Below are 23,147 nucleotides of genomic sequence, written 5' to 3'. Positions count from 1 at the left end.
CCGATCACTCCCGTTCCGGCCCGGCATCGATCCCGTCAAGTCGTTCGGCCGCCGCCTCGTCGGTGCGGCGGTAGGTCTCGGCCGTCTCCGACAGCTTCGTTCCCATCTCCGCGAGCTCGTCCGGCAACCGTTCGAGCCCGCGCAGCGCGCGCTCGACGCCGGGGAGGTGCAGCTCGGCGAACCTGGCTCCCGCCTCGTCGGAGCCCCAGCAGTCGCCCGAGGCATCCAGGGCGGTGCGCAGCTCGTCCCGGATCCGCCTGGCCTGTTCCGCGTGCTCGGTGAACTCACCGGCGTGCTCGGTGAGTTTCCCGAGTTCACTGTGGAAACCTGTCATCACCGGTCCCGTTCCGCCGCTCCGACGTCCCGCAGCCAGCTGCGGGGTTCGAGCGACTCGTCCTGCTCGGGCTCCGCTGCCGAATTCCGCGGCCCATTGTCCGCAACGCCGGAGCCGTTGGGCACCGACACCCCGGTGACGGAGGAAGCGGCGGCAGCGGACGTCGCGGAGTCGACGCGTAAGGCGGCGGGGTCGGAGCCGGACGGGAGCACCGTCGCGAGCACCGCGTCGGTGCGTTCGGCGATCCGCGCGGTGGCCGTGGCGGACAGCCGCACGATCAGCCTGCCGAGTTCGTCCGGGGAGTGCGTGCGGTAGACCTGTTCGGCCAGCCACACCCGTCGCAACGCTCCCCCGGAGCCGACGGTGACCGATACGTCCCCCCGCTCGTCACCGGCGGTCTCCTCGATCGAGGCGAGCTCCTCGTCGACCTCGGAAAGCCGCTGGCTGCTGCGCCGGTAGTCGGCGATCATCTCCTCGACCTGCGTCCGATGGTCGGTCAACGCCACTCACCTTCCTCCCGCTGCCTGCCACCTAGCTCGCTCGGATCCGCTCCGACGGACAGGGGCGAGCCGCACGTTCGGACGTGTGAACCGCCGAACCGGTTCCGTCCGAGTAAGAACGTTCCGGGACGGATCACCGAGACACGCGATCAGCCGTGCCGCGGGTTGGTCACGCGCAGCCCCTCGGTCACCGCCCGGTGGATCACCCGAGCCAGCGGCGCGCCGAGCACGGAACGCGGCCCGCCGTACGGCTCGGGCTCGCCTTCCGACGGACACAGCAGCACGGTCGCGTCGGTGCAGGTGCCGGTACCGGGCACCCCCGCCTCCGACAGGGCCTGCGCCTTCGCCTCGGCGACGGTGGCGACCAGGTTGACCAGCGCGGACTCGCTCAACCGCACCGGGAGGAAGCACACCGCGTTGATGGTTCCCGGCATGTGGTCCCGCACCAGGTGCGAGGTGTCGGCGGCATCGTGCGCGGCCCAGATCGGATAGCCCACCCCGGTGGTCACGCTCGCCCGCACACCCGATTCGACGGCGGTCACCTCGTGCCGCACGTCCACCGCGGTCAACAGTCCGGTGCCCGGCCCTTCGAGCTCCAGTTCCCCGGCCATCTCGGCGATGTGCTCGGCCGGATCGGGGCGGTCGTATCCACTGGGGACGGTGGCGTTGAGCACCCAGCGACGGAGTCCGAGACCGCCGCCGTACGAGCCGGAGGAAACGGTCAACCACTCACCGGGGCACTCCCAGGCCAGCAGCGGTTGTCCCCGCAGGATGCGCGTGCTCGTGGCCGGGAAGCGCACGGTCTCCGAGATCGTCATCGCGCCAGCGCCTTGACCACCGGCGAGGGGCTCGGTTTGCCGAGTCGCTCGGCCATCCAGGTGCTGGTGTCGACGAGCAGCTCCAGGTCGACACCGTGCTCGATTCCCAACCCCGAGAGCATCCAGACCAGGTCCTCGGTGGCCAGATTGCCGGTCGCCGAGCCCGCGTAGGGGCAGCCGCCCAGTCCACCCGCCGAGGCGTCGACGGTGCTGATCCCCAGCCGCAGTGCGGCGTAGGTGTTGGCCAGTGCCTGACCGTAGGTGTCGTGGAAGTGCACGGCCAGCCGGTCAGCGGTGATGTCGGCCTCGTAGAAACCGCGCAGCACGCTCTCGACCTGGCCGGGCGTGGCCACACCGATGGTGTCGCCCAGCGAGAGCTGGTCACAGCCCATTCCCAACAGCCGCTTGCCCGCGTCGACCACCTGCTCGACCGGCACGGCACCCTGCCACGGATCGCCGAAGACCATCGAGAGGTAGCCGCGGACCCGCATGCCGGAGGACGCCGCACCCCGCACGACCGGGCGGAACATCTCGAACTGCTCCTCGAAGCTCCGGTTGAGGTTGCGCTGGGCGAAGCTCTCGGTGGCGGAGGCGAAGATCGCGATGTCGGAGACCGCTGCCTCCCTGGCGCGGTCGAGGCCGCGCTGGTTGGGCACCAGCACCGGGTAGCGCACGCCGGGTTTGGGGGAGAGCCCGTTGATGACCTCGCCGGCGTCGGCCAGCTGCGGAACCCAGTCGGGGTGCACGAAGCTCGTGGTCTCGATGACCGGCAGGCCGGCGGCGTTGAGCCGGTTGAGGAACTCCAGTTTGACGGCGGAGGGGATCACCCCGCTCTCGTTCTGCAGCCCGTCACGAGGCCCCACCTCCCAGATGGTCACCTGTTCGGGGAGTTCCGGCGTGTTCGGGGAACGAGTGGCCTCCGGCAGGCCCAGCGCACGTACACCCATCAACAAGTCTCCTTCCACGGATCACGGATCGCACCGCTTCTCGTTGGTCCCAACGGGTGTAGGACGCTACTCGATACGGAGCATCGGCGGGAGAAACCCGGAATCATCGCCTCGTCCCGGGACGGCGAGCGATCAGCGATCCTCCGGGTAGTGATCGTGTGGCTCGCCCTCGACCGCGCCGTACAGCAGCGACTGCACCCGGTTCACCTCCGGGATGTCGTCGAACTCCAGGGGTTCGTCCGAGGCGGACTCGATTATCAGCGTTCCGCTGCCGAGCAGCCGGTCCAGCAGCCCCCGGCTGGATCGGACGCTGTTGATCCGCCCGAGTGGGATGTGCACGCCGGAGCGGGTGAAGACCCCCTCGCGGATCATCAGCCGGTGGTTGGTGACCACGAAGTGGGTGGTGCGCCAGCGCAGCAGCGGAGTCAGCACCAGCCAGAGCAGCAGCACGAACCCGAGGATCCCGCCCGCGGCGAGTACCGGGGTGCGCCAGGCGAGCGACTCGGTGAACAGCACGAGAGCGCCGAAGCCGGCCAGCACCACGAGCAGCGCGAGCACCGGACCCACCAGCAGTTTCCAGTGGGGGTGCCGGTGCACCAGCACCTGCTCACCCTCACCGAGCTGATCATCGGGATAAGCCACCTGTAGTCCCCCTTCGGATCAGCGACGGGCCACGCTCACCGTACCGGAACCTCGACCGGTTCCCGTGCCTGTCCGGGAGATCGCGAGCACGCCCTCGCGAAGCGCGGATCGACCGGTTCGGGGCGGGATCGTGGCACGTCGGAGAACGCCCGGCCGCCCCCGGTGGCCCGGTGTCGGAACAGCCGTATCGAAGGTCAACGGCTGGGCCGTGGTCAGCGCTGTGTCGTGGTCAGCGCTGGGCCGGACGCAGGTGCACCACGTCACCGGCGGAGACCGGCGTGCGCGTCCCGTCGCGGTCGCGGACCACGAGCCTGCCCTGGGTATCGACGTCGCGGGCCTCGCCTTCGAGTATCCGGCCACCGCCGAGTTCGACACGCACCCAGCGGCCGATCGTGCCGCAAAGCGGCCGATAGCGTTCCAGCACCCCGCCGTCCAGGGCGTCCTCGGACACCCCCTCGCGCCAACGCAGCTCGATCTCGGACAACCGTTCCAGCAGACCGGCCAGCAGCTCGGTGCGGTCGACCTTGCCCCCCTCGGCGGCGATGGAGGTCGCGGGGAGCCCACCCGCGCTCTCGGGCAGGCTCGCCGCGTCGTGGTGCACGTTGACGCCGATGCCCAGCACCACCGCCATACCGTCCAGAGTGCTCACCGCCTCGGCCAGAATGCCCGCCGCCTTGCGGTCGTCTCCCAGGAGGAGGTCGTTGGGCCACTTCAGCTCGGCGGCCAGCCCGGTGGTCTCCCGCACCGTCTCGGCCAGCGCGGTGCCCGCCAGCAGCGGGAGCCAGGACAGCGCGGTACGCGCCGCCACCACGGGACGCAGCAGCACGCTCACGTGCAGCCCGTAGTAACGCGGCGAGACCCAGGAGCGCCGCATCCTTCCCTTGCCCGCCTGCTGCTCCTCCGCGATGAGCACGGTGCGGTCGGGGGAACCGGCACTGGCCGCGGCGACCAGGTCGGTGTTGGTCGAACCGGTCACGGTCACCACGTCGAGCGCCCGGTACGGGCCGTCGTCGAGCAGGCGGGCGCGCAGTGCGTCGGCGTCCAGCGGGGGCGGGGCGGTCATGTGCCCAGGCTATGCCGTAGGTGGCCCGAGTGGTGACCGGTCTTCCGATGTACCGCGCGTCACCGACCCCGGGCGCGATGCGAACTCGACCGCGAACGCGGCGACACTTCCCGATAACCCTCAGCGGGCAATCGGTGGACCCCCATCCACCGGAAAGGTGATACTCGTCACCCGAGACCTCTTCGTGGGAGACGAGTTCGGCTGGCTAGGCTTCCGGGCATGAGCAGTGCGACCGAACCGATTGGTGAGCCGTCTGTCGGTGAGCCGGACATTCACACCACGGCCGGGAAGTTGGCCGATCTGTATCGGCGCAACCACGAGGCGGTACACGCCGGTTCCGAACGTGCGGTGGAGAAACAGCACGCCAAGGGCAAGTACACCGCCCGCGAACGCATCGACATGCTGCTGGACGAGGGCTCGTTCATCGAGTTGGACGAGCACGCCCGCCACCGCTCGACGAACTTCGGAATGGAGCAGTCCCGCCCGTACGGCGACGGTGTGGTGACCGGTTACGGCACAGTGGACGGTCGCCAGGTGTGCGTGTTCTCGCAGGACTTCACCGTGTTCGGCGGTTCGCTGGGCGAGGTGTTCGGCGAGAAGATCGTCAAGGTGATGGATCTGGCCCTCAAGACCGGGTGCCCGTTGATCGGGATCAACGACTCCGGTGGTGCCCGCATCCAGGAAGGCGTGGCCGCGCTGGGGCTCTACGCCGAGATCTTCAAGCGCAACACCCACGCCTCCGGGGTGATCCCGCAGATCTCGCTGATCATGGGTCCGTGCGCGGGTGGCGCGGTGTACTCCCCCGCGATCACCGACTTCACCGTGATGGTCGACCAGACCTCACACATGTTCATCACCGGCCCCGACGTGATCAAGACCGTCACCGGTGAGGACGTGACCTTCGAGGAGCTCGGCGGGGCGCACTCGCACAACTCGAAGTCGGGCAACGCGCACTACATGGCCTCCGACGAGGACGACGCGATCGCCTACGTGCAGGAGCTGTTGTCCTACATGCCGTCGAACAACCTGGCCGAGCCGCCGGTGTCGGACGCGCCCGCCGAGAGCGGGACGGTCGCCGACAACCTCACCGAGGCCGACCGGGAACTGGACACGCTGGTGCCGGACTCGCCGAACCAGCCCTACGACATCCACGAGGCGATCACCCGGGTCCTCGACGACGGCGACTTCTGCGAGGTCTCCGCGCTGTTCGCACCCAACATGGTGGTCGGGTACGGACGCATCGAGGGCCACAGCGTCGGAGTGGTCGCCAACCAGCCCACCCAGATGGCGGGCACGCTGGACATCGAGGCCAGCGAGAAGGCCGCGCGGTTCGTCCGCACCTGCGACTCGTTCAACATCCCGGTGGTCACCTTCGTGGACGTGCCCGGTTTCCTGCCCGGCACGGACCAGGAGTGGAACGGCATCATCAGGCGCGGCGCGAAACTGCTCTACGCCTATGCCGAGGCCACCGTCCCGCTGGCCACGGTCATCACCCGCAAGGCATACGGCGGTGCCTACGACGTGATGGGGTCCAAGCACCTGGGCGCCGACATCAACCTGGCCTGGCCCACCGCCGAGATCGCGGTGATGGGCGCGCAGGGCGCGACCAACATCCTCTACCGCAGGCAGCTCTCCGAGGCCGCCGAGCGTGGCGACGACGTCGAGGCGGTGCGTGCGCAGTTGCAGCAGGAGTACGAGGACACCCTGTGCAACCCGTACGAGGCGGCCGAGCGCGGTTACGTGGACTCGGTGATCCCGCCCTCCCACACCCGGGGCTACCTGGCGCGATCACTGCGGATGCTGCGGAACAAGAAGGACACGCTGCCCGCCAAGAAACACGGCAACATCCCGCTCTGAACGGGGCCGGTCGTGGTGCTCGCGGTGCGGCGATCGTGCCGCGAGCACTGTCCACCGCGTGCCGGGCGTCGTTATGCTGGCGTCTCCGGCACGCACACCCGCCGATGGAAGGTGCACCTTGAGCGACGAGCCCGTTGCCGAGTCCGGTGAGTCATCCGCTTCCGAGACGGATGGTGCCCAGCAGCCCGTGCTGCGGGTCGAGCGGGGCAGGCCCGACGACGTGGAGGTGGCCGCGTTGACCGCGGCGCTGGTGGGGATCGCGGCGGCGAGTTCCGGCGACGGGGGCGAACGGCCCGAACGCATGTCGATGTGGGGTGACCCCGGCTCCGCGCTGCGCTATCCCGGTGGCAGGCGGCCGATGCGGCCCGGCCCGAACGCCTGGCGCGCCTCCGCCCTGCCGATGTGAGTCCGTCCGTTGGCGTCGATTTCCCACGAAATCGCCGCGCCGGTGGTGCGGGTGCGCGGCCCCGGGGGGGGAGGCGTCGATTTCTCGCGGAATCACCGCGCCGCTCGCCGGGACGGAACCATGCGGTTAAGCAGCGCGCGTGTCCCCGGTGCGTGAGTCGGATGCATTGCGAGGCCGGGCCGCTCGCCGCGTAGGTCGCTACTCAAGAGCCGGCCCAACACAGCAAGGCGCCGACTCACGTGCCGGCTAACCGACCACCCGGGCAAAGAAGACCGGGCCACTTTCACACCGGAGGGCGGAGGCCGGGGGTGTGCCCGTCCCCCTGGCACTGCGGGCAGGTACGCCACTCCCCCAGCGTCATCCCGGCGTGGGTCTCCTCGGTGGCCCGGATCATGTAGAGGCGGGGTTCGCTGACCTTCTGGAATCCGCCGCAGTTCGGGCACACCGTGTTCGGCCCGTGCTTGAAGTTCGGTGAGTACTGCTCGTTCATTCCCCGCGCCTCTCGTTCGTGCCCCGGCTCTTCACACCCCGCATCTTCGTGCCCCGGCTCGCGGGGACAACCGGCCGGAACGTTCGCCGGGACGGCCGGAGCGGCTCGCTGACCCCAATGCTGCCATCCACGTGCCTCCGCGCTGCCGCAGCAGGGCCGTATCCGGGTATCCGCGCCTTCGGAGGGCTCAGCGGCGGCACCGTCAACAGGGCACCGTCGAGGCAGCGCCGTCGATTTCTCGCGAAATCGCCGGGCCACCGAGTCAGGCCCCGGGCGCGGTCGCGATGATCACTGTGGCATCGGTCTCCTCGCAGCGGGTCACCCGGGTGTCCAGCCCGTACTCGGCGCAGACGGCTGCCGAGCGTTCGGCCTGCCACCCGCTGGTCTCCAGCAGCAACCGCCCACCCGGCGACAACCACTCCGGGGCCTCGGCGGCGACCGCGCGATGCACGTCGAGCCCGTCCGCCCCGCCGTCCAGCGCCACCGGGGGCTCGTGCTCCCGCGCCTCCGGCGGCATCGACGCGATCTCCTCGGTGGGCACGTAGGGCGCGTTGGCCAGCAGCAGCTCCACCCGCCCGCGCAGTTCCCCTGGCAGCGGCTCGTAGAGATCTCCCCGGTGAACCGTGCCACCGAGGTCCGCGAGGTTGCGGCGCGCGCAGCGCACGCAGTTGGGGTCGATGTCGCAGGCGTGCGGTTCGATCCGCTCCGCGGCGCGGGCCACTGCCGCCGCGATCGCCGCGGAGCCGCAGCACAGCTCGACCACCACGGCACCGGGTCTCACCAGCGAGATCGCCTGTTCGGCCAGGAACTCGCTGCGCCGTCGGGGGACGAACACGCCGGGTTCCACCACGAATCGGTCACCGAGGAACTCCGCCCAGCCGAGCACCACCTCCAGCGGCAGGCCGTCGATCCTGCACCGGGTCAGCTCGGCCAGCTCGGCACGCGTCCCGGCGGTCCGGAGCAGCAGTTCCGCCTCGTCCTCGGCGAACACACAACCCGCCGCGCGCAGTTCGGTGATGATGTCGGTCAACAGTCGGGACTCGCCCTCGACGCTCACGAGTCGGATACATTACCCAGCGCACCGCACCGGCTCGGAAGCCAGGGCGGCCGACGGCGGTCCCGCACCACAGCGGACCGCCCCGCCGGGCCACCTCCAGTGGGCGCCGAGGTGACCCGGCGGGAGCGATCACTTCCGCCGGGAACTCACCGGGCGAACGTAGCGCGGATGCCTCGCCCTTCAGGGCGGGGAGGAAGCGCATCAACTTCCCGCTCAACTGGCCCAGCGGTGGCCTACACAACCGGCCGCGCCTGCTGCTCGATGTACTGCCGCACCACCGAGATCGGCGCCCCGCCGACTGACCCGGCGAAGTACGAGCCGGACCACAGACGGACACCTTTCCAGTAGGCGAACCGCAGATCCTCGAACTCCTTGCGCAGCATCCGTGACGAGACACCTTTCAAGCTGTTGACCAGCTTCGATACCGCGACCTTCGGCGGGAAGTTGACGAGCAGGTGCACGTGGTTGGCCTCGCCGTTGAACTCTTCGAGCTCGGTCTCGAAGTCCTCGCACACCTGCCGCATGACCTCGTGCATCCGCCGCAGGTGCGTGTCGGTGAAGACCGGGTGCCGGCATTTCGTGACGAAAACCAAGTGCGCGTGCATCGCGAAAACCACATGTCGACCAGTGCGGAAGTCCCCATCTGTACCCATAAACCAAATGCTACAATGATCGGCATGGACATGACACCGCAGGAAACAGACACCGCCAGTGCGCGGTACCTGTTCCGCCTGCGCGTGTCCAACACCGCCGAGAAGCAGCTCCGCGAGGAGTGGGGACGCTGCCGGTGGGTATGGAACGAATGCGTAGCCATGTCCCGCAAGGTCTATCGCGACAACAAGGCCACCGGGGCGGACGACAAGTGCGGCCCGGCCTGGCTGGACAAGCTTCTGACCGAAGCGCGGCAGGCAAACCGGTGGCTGCGTGAAGGTGCGACAGTGCCGCAGCAGCAGACCATCCGCGACTTCGGGAAGTCTCGCGCGAAAGCACTCAAGGACATCAAGGCCCGCTTGCCGATGAAGCAGCGCGCCGGAATGCCCCGGATCAAGCGGGACAAGGACACCCGCCCCAGCTTGGCCTACACCAAGCGCGGCTTCCGCGTGAAGGACGGGCGTCTGTACCTGGCGGGCGGGATCGAGCTGACCGTGGTCTGGTCCCGCGACCTGCCGTCCGAACCGTCGTCGGTGCGGGTGTATCAGGACAACCTCGGGCACTGGTACGCGTCGTTCGTCGTACAGGTCGCCGCCGAACCGCTTCCGGGAGCCGGCCGAGCGATCGGTATCGACTGGGGCTTGACCGAAACCGCCACCACCACCGATGGCGCCTACGATCTGCCGCACGCCCAGCACGGCAAACGCGCTCAGCAGCGTCTCGCGCACTACCAACGCCAGATGTCGCGGCGTGAGCGCCCACGGAACAAGCCGCAAACCAAGGGTTACCGCAAGGAGCAACGCCAAGCGGCGAAAGCGCACAAGAAGGTCGCCCGTCAGCGGCAGGACACCGGCCGTAAGTGGGCGAAGAGTGTTGCCCGCCACCACGACCAGATCGCCGTGGAGGACTTCAAGCCGAAGTTCCTCGCCAAGACCACAATGGCCCGCAAGGCCGCCGATGCCGCGATCGGCGCGACCAAGACCGCGTTGGTCGAGCAGGCCCGTAAGCACGGGCGGGACCTGCGGTTGGTGGACCCGAAATACACAACGATGGACTGCGCGCACTGCGGGGCGAGAGCCAAGCACCGCCTGCCGCTGTCAGAACGAACGTTTACCTGCACCGCGTGCGGAGCCTCATCCCCGAGGGACAAGAACTCCGCACGCGTGATGCCGGTCCGGGCTGGTTTCACCCCGGCTGATGTTGAGGGCGTGAGACCCGGTCACCTGCTGCGTGACCGGGCTGCCTGAGTCAGGAATCCCCCGCCTCCAGACGGGGGAAGATTCAATCCTCGACCCAGCCGAAGGTCTTGGTGACGGCCTTCTGCCACTCGCCGTACTGCTGCTCCCGGACCTGCTCGGACATCTTCGGGTCCCACTCCTTGTCCTTGGCCCAGTTCGCGCGGATGTCCTTCTCACCGGACCAGAATCCGACGGCCAGTCCGGCGGCGTAGGCCGCGCCGAGCGCGGTGGTCTCGTTGACCTTCGGACGGATGACGGGCACGTTGAGGATGTCGGCCTGGAACTGCATCAGCAGCTCGTTGTTGACCATCCCGCCGTCGACCTTGAGCGCCTTGAGTTCGACACCGGAGTCCGCGTTCATCGCCTCGGCGACCTCGCGGGTCTGGAAGGCGGTCGCCTCCAGCACCGCGCGCGCGATGTGGCCGCGGTTGACGAACCTGGTCAGACCGGCGATCACGCCGCGAGCGTCCGAGCGCCAGTGCGGCGCGAACAGCCCGGAGAAGGCGGGCACGAAGTAGGCGCCGCCGTTGTCCTCCACCGAGGCCGCGATCGGTTCGATCTCGGGAGCGCTGCCGATCATGCCGAGGTTGTCGCGCATCCACTGCACCAGCGAGCCGGTGACGGCGATCGAGCCTTCCAGGCAGTAGACCGTGGGCTGGTCGTCGATCTTGTAGCCGACGGTGGTGATCAGGCCGTTCTCGCTGAGCACGGGCTCGGTTCCGGTGTTGAGCAGCAGGAAGTTACCGGTGCCGTAGGTGTTCTTGGCCTCGCCGGGGGTCAGGCACGCCTGCCCGAAGGTCGCCGCCTGCTGGTCACCGAGGATTCCCGCGATCGGCAGCCCGCCGAGCACGCCCCGCTCCCGGAAGTGACCGTAGACCTCGGAGGAGGAGCGGATCTCCGGGAGCATGGACACGGGGATGCCGAACTCCGCGCAGATGTCGGGGTCCCAGCTCAGCGTCCGCAGGTCCATCAGCATGGTGCGGGAGGCGTTGGTGGGGTCGGTGATGTGCAGCCCGCCCTCGGTGCCTCCGGTGGAGTTCCAGAGCACCCAGGTGTCCATGGTGCCGAACATCAGTTCGCCGCGTTCGGCGCGTTCCCGCGCCCCCTCCACGTTGTCCAGGATCCAGCGGATCTTGGGGCCCGCGAAGTAGGTGGCCAACGGCAGACCGGTCCGGGACTGGTACCTGTTCTGGCCGCCCTCGCCCTGTGCCAGTTCGTTGACGATGGCGTCGGTGCGGGTGTCCTGCCAGACGATGGCGTTGTAGACGGGTTCACCGGTGTGGCGATCCCAGACCACGGTGGTCTCGCGCTGGTTGGTGATGCCGACGGCGGCTATCTCGGACAGCACCAGGTCGGCCTTGGCCAGCGCACCGGCACACACCTGCCGCGTGTTGGTCCAGACTTCCATCGGGTCGTGCTCGACCCAGCCCGCCCGGGGCAGGATCTGCTGGTGCTCCACCTGGTCTACGGAGACCACCTGCCCGGCATGGTCGAAGACTATGCACCGGGTCGAGGTCGTCCCCTGGTCGATGGCTGCGATGTAGGAGGCCATGTCGCTACCTTCCGATCGACGCGTGTGGTTGGTGATGTGCGGGTGTCAGCTCCGAGAATGCCCGCTTTGACAGCGATGGGCAGGGCTCGGATCGGGTGCGGGAAACGCTCGGGTCTGCCGGTCGGACGGGAGCAGTGCCCGGCCGGGCAGCGCTCGGCCGGGCAGCGCTCGGCCGGGCAGCGCTCGGCCGGGCAGCGCTCGGCCGGGCAGCGCTCAGTCGCGCGGAACTCGATCAGCCGAGGGGCATGGCGAGCGCGAGTGCTCCCGCCGCGGAACCGCCGATGATCGGGCCGAGGATCGGCACCCAGGAGTAGGCCCAGTCCGCGCCGCCCTTGCCCTTGATCGGCAGCAGTGCGTAGGCGATACGGGGACCGAGATCGCGGGCGGGGTTGATGGCGTATCCGGTCGGCCCGCCGAGCGAACTGCCGATGCCGATGACGATGAAGGCCACGGCCGCGTAACCGAGCGCGGCGTTGCCGAACTCCGGAATACCGTCGGGTCCCGAGCTGGCGCCGGGGCTGAGCAGGATCCAGAACACCAGCACGAAGGTGCCGATGATCTCGGTGACCAGGTTCCACGGCGCGTTGCGCACCGTGGGGCCGGTCGCGAAGATGCCCAGGGTGTTGGCCGGGTCGTCGTGGCTGTCGAACTGCAGCTTGTAGGCGGCCCAGCAGACCGCGGCACCCAGCGCACCACCGACGAGCTGTGCGGACAGGTAAACCGGCACCAGTGACCAGTCGAGTTGCCCGTTGACCGCCAGCCCGAAGGTCACGGCCGGGTTGATGTGCGCCCCGGCGGGGGCGGCGATGCTCGCACCGGCGAACACGGCGAAGCCCCAACCGAAGTTGACCAGCAGCCATCCGCCGCTGTTCCCGAGCGTGTCGCGCAACGTCACGTTGGCGACCACACCGCAGCCGAGCAGAGTCAGCGTGGCCGTGCCCAGCAGCTCGAAGAGGAAGATCGCGCCCGCGCTCATCTCGCGCCTCCCGTCGGCACATAGCTCGGACGGGACAGTGCGCCGCTCGGCTGGGCACTACTCGGCTGGGCACTACTCGGTCGCGACCGAGGCGAACGTTCGTGTGTCGTGTACCACCGCATATCGGTTACCACCTCCGGCTGAAGTCCGGGTTTCTCGGTATGGAAGATTGGGTCACACTAGACCTGTGAAAAGAAACATTGCAATAACCTCAGCTTGATGTTTTTATCGGTTCAGATGGTTTACTTGTGACGTCCGGGAGCACTCCCCCGTTCACGAGAACCCGTCCGGATGACGGACAGGGGTTCCGGCGGCGGTGGAGGATGGCACCTGTCCGTGAAACAGGAGTGGTGCGAGAGGAATGACGATGGCCACGCAGGGCAGGCGACCTTCCGGGCGACAACAGGACCGCAGGCGCAAGATCACCGATCTGGTCATGGCCGAGGGAAACCTGCGCATCGACGACCTGATCGCGACAGTGGAAGCCAGCGCGATGACCGTCTACCGGGATCTGGCCGAACTGGAGTCCCAGGGGCTGGTGCACCGCAACCGGGGATACGTCTCCGCCGCCTCCTCACTGCTGTACGAGGCCGCGTCCGAGTACCGGATGCAGCAGAACGAGGCGGAGAAGACCGAACTCGCCAAGGCGGCGGTCGAACTGGTCGAGCCCGGACAGGCGCTGGTGCTCGACGATTCGACGACCGGGGTCTACCTGGCACGGCTGCTGCCGGAACGGGCTCCGCTGACCGTGGTGACCAACCACCGGGGAGTGTTCGACGAACTCGCCGGACAACAGGGAATCCATCTGATCTGCGTCGGAGGCGACTTTCTGCCCTGGGCGGACGCCTTCGTAGGGGGCATGGCGCTGGACGCGCTCCGCGGTATGCGAGTGGATCTCGCGATCATGTCCGTCTCGGCAGTCACCGACGGTGTCTGCTTTTATCCGCAACAGGAAATGGTGCAGCTCAAAAAGGCCATGCTCGCCTCGGCGAGTCGCCGCGTGCTCTACGTCGACCACACCAAGTTCAACAGGCGCGCACTGCACGCGGTCACACCCGCCGAGCACTTCGACACCGTGATCGTGGATTCGAGAACCCCGGAAGCCGAGGTCGAGGTGCTGCGAGAGCGGGGAGCGACGGTACAGCGAGCCGGATGACCCCGGCCCGACCTCGCGACCCCGACACTGTCAGTAACGCACCACGCGCGGGGAGTGTCGATCCGGCATCATGAGCGCTGTCGGACGTACTGGCGATGAGGCGTTCCGCCCAGGGGCGGTGGGCTGCGAAACGAGCGAGGAGGACGCTGGTGGCCAGCGACAAACCGGAAGTCACCGGGCAGCCACAGGGCAAGCTCGGCCCCGAGGAGCACGAGGAGAACTGGCGGCGCCTCGGCAGCGAGGAGTTCGACGTCGTCGTCATCGGTGGCGGTATCACCGGAGCCGGGGTCGCGCTCGACGCGGCCACCCGGGGACTGCGGGTGGCGCTGGTGGAGGCCCGCGATCTGGCGGCAGGCACCTCCAGCCGCTCCAGCAAACTGTTCCACGGTGGGCTGCGGTACCTGGAGCAGCTCGAGTTCTCCCTGGTGCGCGAGGCGCTGCACGAGCGGGAGCTGATGCTCAACCGGCTCGCGCCGCACCTGGTGAAACCCGTCAGCTTCCTCTACCCGCTGACCCACCGGGTGTGGGAACGCCCCTACACGGCCGCCGGACTGCTGCTCTACGACCGCATGGGTGGCGCCCGGTCGGTGCCGGGGCAGAAGCACCTGACACGCGCCGGGGCGCGGCGAATGGTGCCCGCCCTCAAGCAGGACGCGATGATCGGCGGTATCCGCTACTACGACGCCCAGGCCGACGACGCCAGGCACACCATGACCGTGGCGCGCACCGCGGCACGCTACGGCGCGGTGGTACGCACCTCCACCCAGGTGGTGGAGTTCCTGCACGAGGCCGACCGGATCGCGGGCGCGCGGCTGCGTGACGTCGAGGACGGCAGGGAGACCGAGGTCCGTGCCCAGGCGGTCATCAACGCGACAGGTGTGTGGACCGACGAGCTGCAGCGCCTGTCCGGGGGACGCGGACATTTCCGGGTGCGCGCGAGCAAGGGCGTGCACGTGGTGGTCCCGCGCGAGAAGATCGTCTCGGACAGCGGGCTGATCCTCCGGACCGAGAAGTCCGTGCTGTTCGTGATCCCGTGGGGCAACCACTGGATCATCGGGACCACGGACACGGACTGGAACCTGGACCTGGCCCACCCCGCGGCCACCAAGCGCGACATCGACTACATCCTGGACCACGTCAACAGCGTGCTCGCCACACCGCTGACCCACTCGGACATCGAGGGGGTCTACGCGGGGCTGCGTCCGCTGCTGGCCGGCGAGAACGACGACACCTCGAAGCTCTCCCGGGAGCACGAGGTGTCCCGGGTGGCCCCCGGGATGGTGGCGATCGCGGGTGGCAAGTACACCACCTACCGGGTGATGGCCAAGGACGCGGTGGACGCGATCGGCAACGACGTGTCCGGCCGCATGGCCTCCTCGATCACCGACAAGGTCCCGCTGCTGGGGGCTGACGGCTACCACGCGCTGGTGAACCAGGCCGACCAGCTCGCGGCGGCCCACGGACTGCACCCCTATCGCGTGCGGCACCTGCTGGACCGCTACGGCTCGATGATCCACGAGGTGCTGGCGCTCGGCGACAGCGATCCGGAGCTGCTGAAACCGATCGACGAGGCCCCCAACTACCTGCGGGCCGAGGTAGCCTACGCGGTGCGCTACGAGGGGGCGCTGCACCTGGAGGACGTACTGACCAGGCGTACCCGCATCTCCTTCGAGTACCCGCATCGCGGGGTGGACTGCGCGGACCAGGTGGCCAGGCTGATCGGCGCCGAGCTCGGCTGGGACGAGCAGCGGATCACCAGTGAGGTCGAGCGCTACTCGGCGCGGGTGGCCGCCGAACGCGAGTCGCAGAGCCAGCCGGACGACCAGGCCGCCGACGCCACTCGGGTGGCGGCCCCCGAGGCCCGCGAGGGCATCGTGGAACCGGTGGGCTGATCCCGGGGAAGGCGATCACAGCCCGGCGGTTCGGGAACCGGAGCCGTTCCGACTCCCGAACCGCCGGGTGACCACCGTCGGGGTGAGTGGCCGATCAGGCGGGCAGCAGTTCCGTCGCGAGCTCCGCGACCCGGTTCACCAGACCGCGCCGGTCCACGGGCGCGACGGTGCTCCACGGCTCGCCGGAGGAGGTGTCGCGCCGCAACTGGACATGGCGACCGGCGCGGGAATCGAAGAAACCGACCACGTGCTCGGCGCGGTGCCGCGCCGCGGCCCCCCGCCGGACCGCGGCGCCGAACTGGCCGCTGGCGTGCACTCCGTCCAGCATTCCCACCAGTACATCGGCCTCGTCGGCGCGCACCCCGCGTGCGGACAGCGCGGCACGCAGCGCCGGGAGATCGTCACCCGCTTCGGCGGCCGCCGCTTCCAGATCCGCGCTCGGCAGGCTGACCGAACGTCCACTTCCCGCGGCGATCTCGGGCAGCACGGACAGCGCCTCACGGGCCAGCCCGGTGGTTGCCGCCGGACGCAGCAGAAGCCGCTGTTCGTCCTTGACGGCCAGTACCGCCTCGGCGGAGTCGCCCTCCCCACGCGCCGCCGCCAGCACCCGGACACCGCGGCCCAACCAACAGCGGCCGTCCACCTCGCGGGTGGGTGCTTCGAGCACCGACATCATCCGCCGCAGCGAGTCGACCGGGGCGTTTCCGGCGCACAACCCGCGCTCGCTCATCGAGCGCCAGGCCGCTTCACACAGCTCGCGGCGCCGCTCGTGGGTTCTGCCCGGTGAGGGCACCTTGAGCACCAGCGGCGGATCGGCGATGCCCAGGTGCTCCAGCAACACGTCGAACTCCAGGTCCGACAACGAGATCGGCTCGGCGGGATCGTCCGCGCCGAAGACTCCGGTCACGAGGGCTCACCCCCGATGACCGGACGAGCGGAAACCCTGGGTTCGTCGAACGGGCCGGTCCCTCCCTCGGACTCGGTGGCCTCGACCGAGATCTCGCTTTCCTCCTCCCGCTCGGGGCGGGAGGATCGCGGTGACGCCGTGCCGTGAGTACTCGCCGGGGCTCCGTTGACGGAACCGGAACGAGGGGAACCGCCCCCGGTGCTGCCACCGGTGGGACGAGCGGAGCTCGGAGTGGCGTTACCCCCGCCCGCACCGCCCCTGCCGGTGACGGCGCCCTCCGAGTGCGGTCTGGTCCAGGAGATCGTGATGTCACCCCGGCCGCTCCCGCCGCCGCCCGAAGAGGTCCCGGCGGGCGCGTCGACCACCACCTGTGGTGGTGTCTCGAAGGAGGCCAGCGAGGTGGTGTTGGCCTCGGAAGCCGCCTGGTAGCGGCGCATGACGTCGAACGCGCGCTGCTCGGCGGCGTGCTGCTGCTGCTCGCGTAGCTCGTAGTCGGTCTGCCCGCCGAACAGGTGAACCAGGGTCGAGGTGAAGGCGTTCGGCTCCTCGGAAGTCACCCGGACCGGGGGCGGCATCTCGGCCCGGGCCCTGGCGACGAGTTCGGCCTGGTGCTCGGAGCACTGCCGCATCCGTGCCGCGGCCAGCGTGACCTCGTCAGCCCACTCGTGCAGCGGTAGCAGTCCACGGCGGACACTGTCGGCGGCCTCGCCCTGCCAGTCCGCGGCTACCGCCTTCAGCGCGGCGGCCATGCCGTCGTCGATCTCCCGGAAGGCGGTCTCCAACTCGCGCCACCGATGCGCGGAAGACCCCGAAGCCGAGGGACCGGGCCCCTGGTGCAGCAGCTCGAAGAGCTCGGCATGGGTGTAGCCCTGCCAGCGGTGGTCACTCATCGACGTCCTCCCACGGGAATTCGACTGCTGCTTTCCTGCCGTGTCGCCGATCGACGTGGGACTTTCCCTCGTTGGAAACATCGGAGCCGTTCGGCAAGGTAACCACCCGCGGGTTCTCCCGCGTCGTGCTCTCGCGAGGACGGACCGACGTCGTGTAGGTCGCTACCCGAGGTCGGGCCCTGGAGCGAGAGCCAGCGGGAGGTTCCGCCAAGCGAGCACCCCGACAACCCGATCGGAAAACCTCAATCAACCGGTCAGCAGCCCGTCCGCATCCTGGAAGTGTTGGCGTCCTCGGTCTCCGAGTAGCGGCGCTCCACCGCACGCAACGCGTCGGAAGCGGACTGCAACCGGTCGCGGTACCCGTACAACGCGGTCAGTGCGGCCCGGTCGCCACCGACCGAGTGCTCGTTGAACTTCGCGGCGACTCCGGTGCTGACCGGGTCCCCGGCCCAGGGATGAATCCGGAGTTCGGTGATGGCGTGCTCGATCTGCACACCGACGGCGTCCAACGAGGACTGCAACGAGCTGATCAGATTCGGGATGGCTGACGGCTCGACGCGCACGGACCCGGCTCCCACCGCCTCGGTGGCGGAGGGCGAATCGGTCACACCGTCCAGTTCGGAACCATTCGGCACGATCGCCTCCACTCTCGGAAATCCGCCAGCACACTCTAATGGCTCATGAGGGAGATGGGCAGTAGTCCGATAGCGGCAAGATTTAGACACGCAACGTTACTCGGAAGCTGTTACCTCGATCCGCTCGGCGGTGCGAGTGCGGCGATTTCGCGAGAAATCGGCACCACCCGGGGCCGAGCACCGCACCACCGGCCCGGCGATTTCGCGAGAAATCGACGCCCGGGCCGCACGAAGTCAGCCGCCGGGCGCTGGGGAGTCGGTGCTGACCGGGCCCCGCAGCGTTCGTACCGCCGCTGTGGCCACCCGGCGCGCGCCCGCGCACAGCTGATCCAACGTGGCCGGACGATCGGCACCGTCGTCGCGGTACAGCACGTCCAGGTGCTGCCCCTCCGCCACGTCCACGGCCACGTTGCAGGCCAGCCGCAGACCGGGGGTGCGAATCACCAGTGCCGGAAAATCGTCGAGCACCACCGGAGTCGCCCTGACCTGTGCGGTGTCGCTGGTCCAGACATTCATGTCCTCACCCGTGACCAGTGCGAACCTGGCTCCCACCTTGGCCCGGCTGTTCCGGTAGCTGCAGGTGGAAGCGTTGTCGAATCCCTCCTCCACCCCTGGCAACGGGTCGCGGTCGAAGCCGAGCGCGGTACGTTGCCGCGCTGTCAGCAACCCGCAGGGGTTCAGCCCCCGCAACGAGATCTCGGTGGGCCGTGGCGGCAACGAACCGCTCTCGCGTTCGGGCAACGGGATCGGCTCGGGCGGAATCGGCGCGCTGTCGGCGGCCTCACGAGTCGGCAGCACCGCACATCCACCGAGCAGGAACAGCACACCGCCCAACCCGGCGAGCAGAAACCGTGCAGCGGTCATCCGGCTGCGCATGCCGCAAGCGTAACCCACCGGACACCGCGGGTGTACGCCACGCACTCCACGCGGAACTCCGGGCCGGTCGGACGGGTCGACGAAACACCCATCGGCGAATGCGATCCCGAGCTCCGCCCCGTCGGGGTCGACAGGTCACTTGCGCGTGCCGAACCAGACGAAGACGAAACCGATCATCGGCAGCAGCGCCCAGAACTGCCTGGTGACCACCAGCAGACCGAGCAGTGCGACCGCGACGGAGATCCCGAGCAACGCGCCGCGCCGAGCACGCGGCGCGCGCGACGCACCTTCCCGCTCCGGTTCGGACGTCGTACCGGAGTCACGAGGAACCAGCACCTCCGGATGAGGAGCGGGCAGGTCGGCGAACAACACCGCCACGTCCGCGCGGAACCGCGCCCGGGCCGCCCGCGTGCACCGCTCGTCGAACTCATCGATCTCCAGCCTTCCGGCTGAAAAGTGCTCGCCGAGCAGGGCGATCACCCGATCGCGGTCCTGATCACCGATACGAACCCCATCGCCCCGCTCGGCCAACGGTGCTCACCCAGCTTTTCCGCTCGTGTTGTCGCCCGGAGGTAGTTCGGTCAGTCCTTGATCTCGCAGAGCGTCGTCTCCTGGCTGATGGAGTCACCGGGCTGCGCCTTGAGGCCGGTGACCATTCCGCTCTTGTGCGCGGTCACCGGATTCTCCATCTTCATGGCCTCCAGCACCACCAGCTTATCGCCCGCTTCGACGTGCTGCCCGTCCTCGACGGCGACGGTGACCACCGTGCCCTGCATCGGGGCGGTCACCGCGTCACCGGACGGGGCCGCCCCCGAGGTGGCGGAACGCCGTTTACGGGGTTTGGCGGCCGGTGCGGGGTCCGCTCCTCCCACGTTCGCACCCAGCCCCGCGGGCAGTGAGACCTCCAGCCGCCTGCCACCGACCTCGACGGTGATGCGCTGGCGCTGCTCGTTCTCCCCCGCGTCGGTGCCGCCCGTGTGGGGTTCGATGGTGTTGTCGAACTCGGTCTCGATCCAGCGGGTGTGCACGGTGAAACCGTCGGCGCCGGTGAAGGCGGGATCGCGCAACACCACCCGGTGGAACGGCAGCACCGTGGCGATGCCCTCCACGGCCATCTCGTCCAACGCGCGGCGGGAACGCTGCAACGCCTCGGTGCGGTCGGCACCGGTGACGATCACCTTCGCCAGCAACGAGTCGAACTGGCCGCCGATGACGCTGTCGGTCTCCACACCCGCGTCCACCCGAACGCCCGGTCCTGCCGGCGGCACGAACCCGGTGACCGTGCCCGGGGTGGGAAGGAAGTTCCTGCCCGCGTCCTCACCGTTGATGCGGAACTCGATGGAGTGCCCCCGCGCGGGTGGATCCGCGGTGAACTCCAGCCGCTCGCCCTCGGCGATCAGGAACTGCTGCCGCACCAGGTCGATGCCGGTGGTCTCCTCGGAGACGGGGTGCTCGACCTGCAGCCTGGTGTTGACCTCCAGGAACGAGATCGTGCCGTCCTCACCGACCAGGAACTCCACGGTGCCCGCACCGTGGTATCCCGCCTCGGAGCAGATGGCCTTGGCGGCGGAGTGGATGCGTTCCCGCTGATCGTCGGTCAGGAACGGGGCGGGGGCCTCCTCCACCAGCTTCTGGTGCCTGCGCTGCAGCGAGCAGTCCCTGGTGCCCACCACGATCACGTTGCCGTGCTGGTCGGCCACCACCTGCGCCTCCACGTGGCGCGGCCGGTCGAGGTAGCGCTCCACGAAGCACTCCCCACGACCGAAAGCCCCTTCGGCCTCCCGAACCGCCGAGTCGTACAGCTCGGGAATCTCCTCGATGGTGCGGGCCACCTTGAGGCCACGCCCACCACCGCCGAACGCGGCCTTGACCGCCACCGGCAGACCGTTCTCCTTGGCGAACTCGACGACCTCGTCGGAGCCGGAGACCGGATCCTGTGTTCCCGGAACGAGCGGCGCGCCCGCCTTGGTGGCGATGTGCCGAGCGGTGACCTTGTCCCCCAGATCCCGAATCGCGCGCGGCGACGGGCCGATCCAGGTCAGGCCCGCGTCCAGCACCGCCTGGGCGAAATCGGCGTTCTCCGACAGGAAACCGTAGCCGGGATGCACCGCGTCGGCGCCGCTGCGCCGGGCGGCCTCGACGACCTTGGCGATGTCGAGATAGCTCTCGGCCGCGGTGGTTCCCCCGAGTGCGAACGCCTCGTCCGCGAGCCGGACGAACGGTGCCTCCGAATCGGGCTCCGCGTAGACCGCCACGCTACCGATGCCCGCATCCGCACACGCCCGCACCACGCGGACCGCGATCTCACCCCGATTCGCGACCAGCACCTTGCGTATCCGATTACGCGTGGTCGAGTCCTGCTCGGGCACCTCGTACCTCCTGTCACGACAGCGTGGGCCGCTCAAGAGTCTAAGAGCTCGACACCTCACCTGGGTAGGTGCCCGCCGAAGCACGGACGGACACAACCGCGGGCGGGCCGGACCGGACGTTCCGCCCCCGCTCCCCGTCCGGGGCGGCTGACCTCCGAAACCGGTCCGACCCGGCCAGGCACCGTTCGTCGCGACGTTGCCGGTCAAACGGGCTCTCGGAGAGTTACGCCGCACAACCGGCCGGGGAGCGGGAGCACGACGGATCCATCACTGGTGTCTTCCGGTCGTGTTGTCGAGTGGCGTAGTACCTACTCGATCTCGGGCCTCCCGGAGCGAGAGCCGGCGGGAGGTTCCGCCGAGCGAGCGGCTCGACAACCCGACCGGAAAACTTCGATCAGGCCCTCGCCGGAACGGGCTCACCCGTGCCGGGGCCCCGCGAGTCGGCGGACGTCGCCTCCTCCGGGCCGTCGAACAGCGGTGGGGCGCTGGGTGCGCGCAGCACCTCGTCGTCCAGGAGCCCCTCGGTACGCGCGACCACCGTGGGCACGGTGATCTGACCGGCCACATTGGTCATCGTCCGCATCATGTCCATGATCGGGTCCACCGCGTAGGCGATGGCGATCCCGGTGGCGATCATGGCGGGCGGGAAGTCCAGCGCCCCCACTGTCAGCGTCAGCATGGTGAACCAGCCGGTCACGCCGGCGGTCGCGATCGCGCCGAACACGGCGACGGCCACGATGGTCAGGTACTGCACCGGCCCCATGTGGAAGCCGAACAGGTTCGCGATGAAGATGGAGCCCACCGCCGGGTACACCGCGGCGCAGCCGTCCATCTTCGTGGTGGTGGCCAGCGGGACCGCGAAACTCGCGTAGGAGCGTTCCACTCCGAGGTTGACCGCGGTCTGACGGCTCAGCGGCAGGCTGGCACCGGAGGAGCGGGAGACGAAGGCGAACTGGAGCACCGTCCACGCCTTCCCGAAGAACTTCGCGGGGCTGACCCTGGCCACGAACCACAGCAACAGCGGGTAGACGGCGAACAGCACCAACGCGCAAGCCAGGTAGGTGGCCCCCGTGAGCTTGAGCAGCGGGACGAAGAACTCGTTGCCGTAGCTGGCCACCGCGTTGCCGATCAGTCCGAGGGTTCCGAGCGGCGCGAGCCGGATGATCCATCCCAGCACACGCTGGATGATCTCGAACACGGCCCGGTTGAACTCCACGAACGGGCCTGCCTTGTCCCCCAGGCTGTAGGCGGCCGCCCCGACGAGCAGCGAGACGAACACGACCTGCAGCGTCTCGCCGTTGGCGAAGGCGCCGACCAGGTGCTCGGGGACGAGCCCCGTGACGAGATCCAGCCACGAGCCGCCGGTCATCTCGTTGACCTCGTCGACGCGCTGCTGGTCCGGCGAGATGTCGAGCCCCTGGCCGGGACGCAGCAGATTGGCCACCCCGATACCGATCAGCACCGCGATCAACGAGGTGGCGGCGAACCACACGGCGGTCTTGCCGCCGAGGCGGGCAGCGGTCCGGCCGCCGCCCACGGAACGAAGACTGGTGATGCCGAGCACGATCGCGGTGAAGATCAGCGGCAGCACCGTGAATGTCAGCAGCTTGGTGAAAGTGGACCCGATGGTGTCCAGCGTGGTGACGAGCCAGTCCGCTCCGGTCGAGTCGGCGACCCAACCGAGCAGGGCTCCGAGCAACAGCGAGGCGAGCACCGCCAGCCCGAACACCTTGGGATTGAAACGTAACCGGAAACGAGCTGGTCGCGGGGATTCGACGTCGGACACGGTTGTCTCCCGGAGATTCACGGATTCGACCGCCGTGAGCGGGGCGGTCGAGGAACGGACACGAGAACGGCATCGGCTCGGGAGGAGTCGAACGGGATCGCGCGT

General features: G+C 69.0%; 23 protein-coding genes. 5 read left to right on the top strand and 18 right to left on the bottom strand.

All coding sequences use genetic code 11. The features are described from left to right. Positions 1 to 4: 4 nt before the first annotated feature. From BM394_RS05675 to BM394_RS05650, 6 genes are all read right to left on the bottom strand, one after another. Positions 5 to 334 (bottom strand): WXG100 family type VII secretion target, encoded by a 330-nt coding sequence (locus BM394_RS05675; RefSeq protein ID WP_092974750.1) that lies wholly within the window; start codon positions 332 to 334, stop codon positions 5 to 7. Then, positions 334 to 834, bottom strand: coding sequence for a YbaB/EbfC family nucleoid-associated protein (locus tag BM394_RS05670; RefSeq protein ID WP_139235145.1), 501 nt, complete (start codon positions 832 to 834; stop codon positions 334 to 336). Before BM394_RS05670 ends, BM394_RS05675 begins: the two co-directional genes overlap by 1 nt. 149 nt (positions 835 to 983) lie before the next feature. Further along, positions 984 to 1,652, bottom strand: coding sequence for an adenosylcobinamide amidohydrolase (locus tag BM394_RS05665; RefSeq protein ID WP_092974745.1), 669 nt, complete (start codon positions 1,650 to 1,652; stop codon positions 984 to 986). Continuing rightward, positions 1,649 to 2,599: a hydroxymethylglutaryl-CoA lyase gene (locus BM394_RS05660; RefSeq protein ID WP_092974742.1), complete on the bottom strand. Its 951-nt coding sequence runs from the start codon at positions 2,597 to 2,599 to the stop codon at positions 1,649 to 1,651. Before BM394_RS05660 ends, BM394_RS05665 begins: the two co-directional genes overlap by 4 nt. A 132-nt stretch (positions 2,600 to 2,731) precedes the next feature. Further along, positions 2,732 to 3,241 carry a PH domain-containing protein gene (locus tag BM394_RS05655; protein ID WP_092974739.1) on the bottom strand — a complete coding sequence of 170 codons (510 nt, stop codon included), beginning with the start codon at positions 3,239 to 3,241 and terminating at the stop codon, positions 2,732 to 2,734. 229 nt (positions 3,242 to 3,470) lie between these two features. Continuing rightward, complete coding sequence (locus BM394_RS05650; RefSeq protein WP_092974736.1) at positions 3,471 to 4,304, bottom strand: biotin--[acetyl-CoA-carboxylase] ligase; 834 nt, start codon at positions 4,302 to 4,304, stop codon at positions 3,471 to 3,473. A 219-nt stretch (positions 4,305 to 4,523) separates the two neighbouring features. Here BM394_RS05650 and BM394_RS05645 point away from each other — a divergent pair, with 219 nt between their 5' ends. Beyond that, positions 4,524 to 6,161, top strand: a complete 1,638-nt coding sequence (locus BM394_RS05645) for an acyl-CoA carboxylase subunit beta (protein WP_092974732.1) — start codon at positions 4,524 to 4,526, stop codon at positions 6,159 to 6,161. Positions 6,162 to 6,279: 118 nt separating this feature from the next. Beyond that, positions 6,280 to 6,567, top strand: a complete 288-nt coding sequence (locus BM394_RS05640) for an acyl-CoA carboxylase subunit epsilon (RefSeq protein WP_245779994.1) — start codon at positions 6,280 to 6,282, stop codon at positions 6,565 to 6,567. Positions 6,568 to 6,850: 283 nt separating this feature from the next. On the opposite strand, the gene BM394_RS05635 is transcribed toward BM394_RS05640, so the two are convergent. From BM394_RS05635 to tnpA, 3 genes are all read right to left on the bottom strand, one after another. Then, positions 6,851 to 7,057 carry a hypothetical protein gene (locus BM394_RS05635; protein WP_092629646.1) on the bottom strand — a complete coding sequence of 69 codons (207 nt, stop codon included), beginning with the start codon at positions 7,055 to 7,057 and terminating at the stop codon, positions 6,851 to 6,853. 262 nt (positions 7,058 to 7,319) lie between these two features. Next, a complete protein-coding gene (locus BM394_RS05630; protein WP_217643367.1) occupies positions 7,320 to 8,114 on the bottom strand; it encodes a putative protein N(5)-glutamine methyltransferase in 795 nt (264 codons plus the stop codon). A gap of 233 nt (positions 8,115 to 8,347) precedes the next feature. Further along, complete coding sequence (tnpA, locus tag BM394_RS05625) at positions 8,348 to 8,767, bottom strand: IS200/IS605 family transposase (RefSeq protein WP_092974726.1); 420 nt, start codon at positions 8,765 to 8,767, stop codon at positions 8,348 to 8,350. 24 nt (positions 8,768 to 8,791) lie between these two features. Between tnpA and BM394_RS05620 the strand changes: the two genes are divergently transcribed. Continuing rightward, positions 8,792 to 10,012, top strand: a complete 1,221-nt coding sequence (locus tag BM394_RS05620; RefSeq protein WP_217643366.1) for an RNA-guided endonuclease InsQ/TnpB family protein — start codon at positions 8,792 to 8,794, stop codon at positions 10,010 to 10,012. A 34-nt stretch (positions 10,013 to 10,046) separates the two neighbouring features. Here BM394_RS05620 and glpK read toward each other — a convergent pair whose 3' ends face one another. Together glpK and BM394_RS05610 are read right to left on the bottom strand one after the other, a co-directional pair. Then, positions 10,047 to 11,555 (bottom strand): glycerol kinase GlpK, encoded by a 1,509-nt coding sequence (gene glpK, locus BM394_RS05615; protein ID WP_092974723.1) that lies wholly within the window; start codon positions 11,553 to 11,555, stop codon positions 10,047 to 10,049. Between the two features lie 232 nt (positions 11,556 to 11,787). After that, the gene (locus BM394_RS05610; RefSeq protein ID WP_092928152.1) at positions 11,788 to 12,531 is read right to left on the bottom strand and encodes an MIP/aquaporin family protein; all 744 of its coding nucleotides are present in this window, start codon (positions 12,529 to 12,531) and stop codon (positions 11,788 to 11,790) included. Between the two features lie 361 nt (positions 12,532 to 12,892). On the opposite strand from BM394_RS05610, the gene BM394_RS05605 reads away from it, so the two are divergent. Together BM394_RS05605 and glpD are read left to right on the top strand one after the other, a co-directional pair. After that, positions 12,893 to 13,687 carry a DeoR/GlpR family DNA-binding transcription regulator gene (locus BM394_RS05605; protein WP_092974720.1) on the top strand — a complete coding sequence of 265 codons (795 nt, stop codon included), beginning with the start codon at positions 12,893 to 12,895 and terminating at the stop codon, positions 13,685 to 13,687. A gap of 149 nt (positions 13,688 to 13,836) precedes the next feature. Further along, positions 13,837 to 15,579, top strand: a complete 1,743-nt coding sequence (gene glpD / locus BM394_RS05600) for a glycerol-3-phosphate dehydrogenase (RefSeq protein ID WP_092974717.1) — start codon at positions 13,837 to 13,839, stop codon at positions 15,577 to 15,579. A 94-nt stretch (positions 15,580 to 15,673) separates the two neighbouring features. On the opposite strand, the gene BM394_RS05595 is transcribed toward glpD, so the two are convergent. The 7 genes from BM394_RS05595 to BM394_RS05565 all read right to left on the bottom strand — a co-directional run bounded on the left by BM394_RS05595 (position 15,674) and on the right by BM394_RS05565 (position 23,042). After that, positions 15,674 to 16,486, bottom strand: a complete 813-nt coding sequence (locus tag BM394_RS05595) for an ESX secretion-associated protein EspG (RefSeq protein ID WP_175529976.1) — start codon at positions 16,484 to 16,486, stop codon at positions 15,674 to 15,676. Then, on the bottom strand, positions 16,483 to 17,376 hold the full coding sequence (locus tag BM394_RS05590; RefSeq protein WP_092974714.1) for a PPE domain-containing protein: 894 nt from the start codon (positions 17,374 to 17,376) through the stop codon (positions 16,483 to 16,485). Before BM394_RS05590 ends, BM394_RS05595 begins: the two co-directional genes overlap by 4 nt. A gap of 254 nt (positions 17,377 to 17,630) precedes the next feature. Then, positions 17,631 to 18,011, bottom strand: coding sequence for a PE domain-containing protein (locus BM394_RS05585; protein WP_217643365.1), 381 nt, complete (start codon positions 18,009 to 18,011; stop codon positions 17,631 to 17,633). Positions 18,012 to 18,245: 234 nt separating this feature from the next. Then, on the bottom strand, positions 18,246 to 18,887 hold the full coding sequence (locus BM394_RS05580; RefSeq protein ID WP_245779993.1) for a DUF3558 domain-containing protein: 642 nt from the start codon (positions 18,885 to 18,887) through the stop codon (positions 18,246 to 18,248). A gap of 135 nt (positions 18,888 to 19,022) precedes the next feature. After that, positions 19,023 to 19,418, bottom strand: a complete 396-nt coding sequence (locus BM394_RS05575) for a DUF1707 SHOCT-like domain-containing protein (RefSeq protein ID WP_092974711.1) — start codon at positions 19,416 to 19,418, stop codon at positions 19,023 to 19,025. Positions 19,419 to 19,468: 50 nt separating this feature from the next. Beyond that, the gene (locus BM394_RS05570; protein ID WP_092974708.1) at positions 19,469 to 21,256 is read right to left on the bottom strand and encodes an acetyl/propionyl/methylcrotonyl-CoA carboxylase subunit alpha; all 1,788 of its coding nucleotides are present in this window, start codon (positions 21,254 to 21,256) and stop codon (positions 19,469 to 19,471) included. Between the two features lie 394 nt (positions 21,257 to 21,650). Continuing rightward, positions 21,651 to 23,042 (bottom strand): dicarboxylate/amino acid:cation symporter, encoded by a 1,392-nt coding sequence (locus BM394_RS05565; RefSeq protein ID WP_092974705.1) that lies wholly within the window; start codon positions 23,040 to 23,042, stop codon positions 21,651 to 21,653. Positions 23,043 to 23,147 lie beyond the last annotated feature (105 nt).

The sequence above is a fragment of the Actinopolyspora lacussalsi subsp. righensis genome (genome assembly GCF_900116555.1).
Classification (GTDB): Bacteria; Actinomycetota; Actinomycetes; order Mycobacteriales; family Pseudonocardiaceae; genus Actinopolyspora; species Actinopolyspora lacussalsi.
Note: the sequence above shows the minus strand (reverse complement) of the source record. Positions and strands in the feature narration are given on the sequence as shown.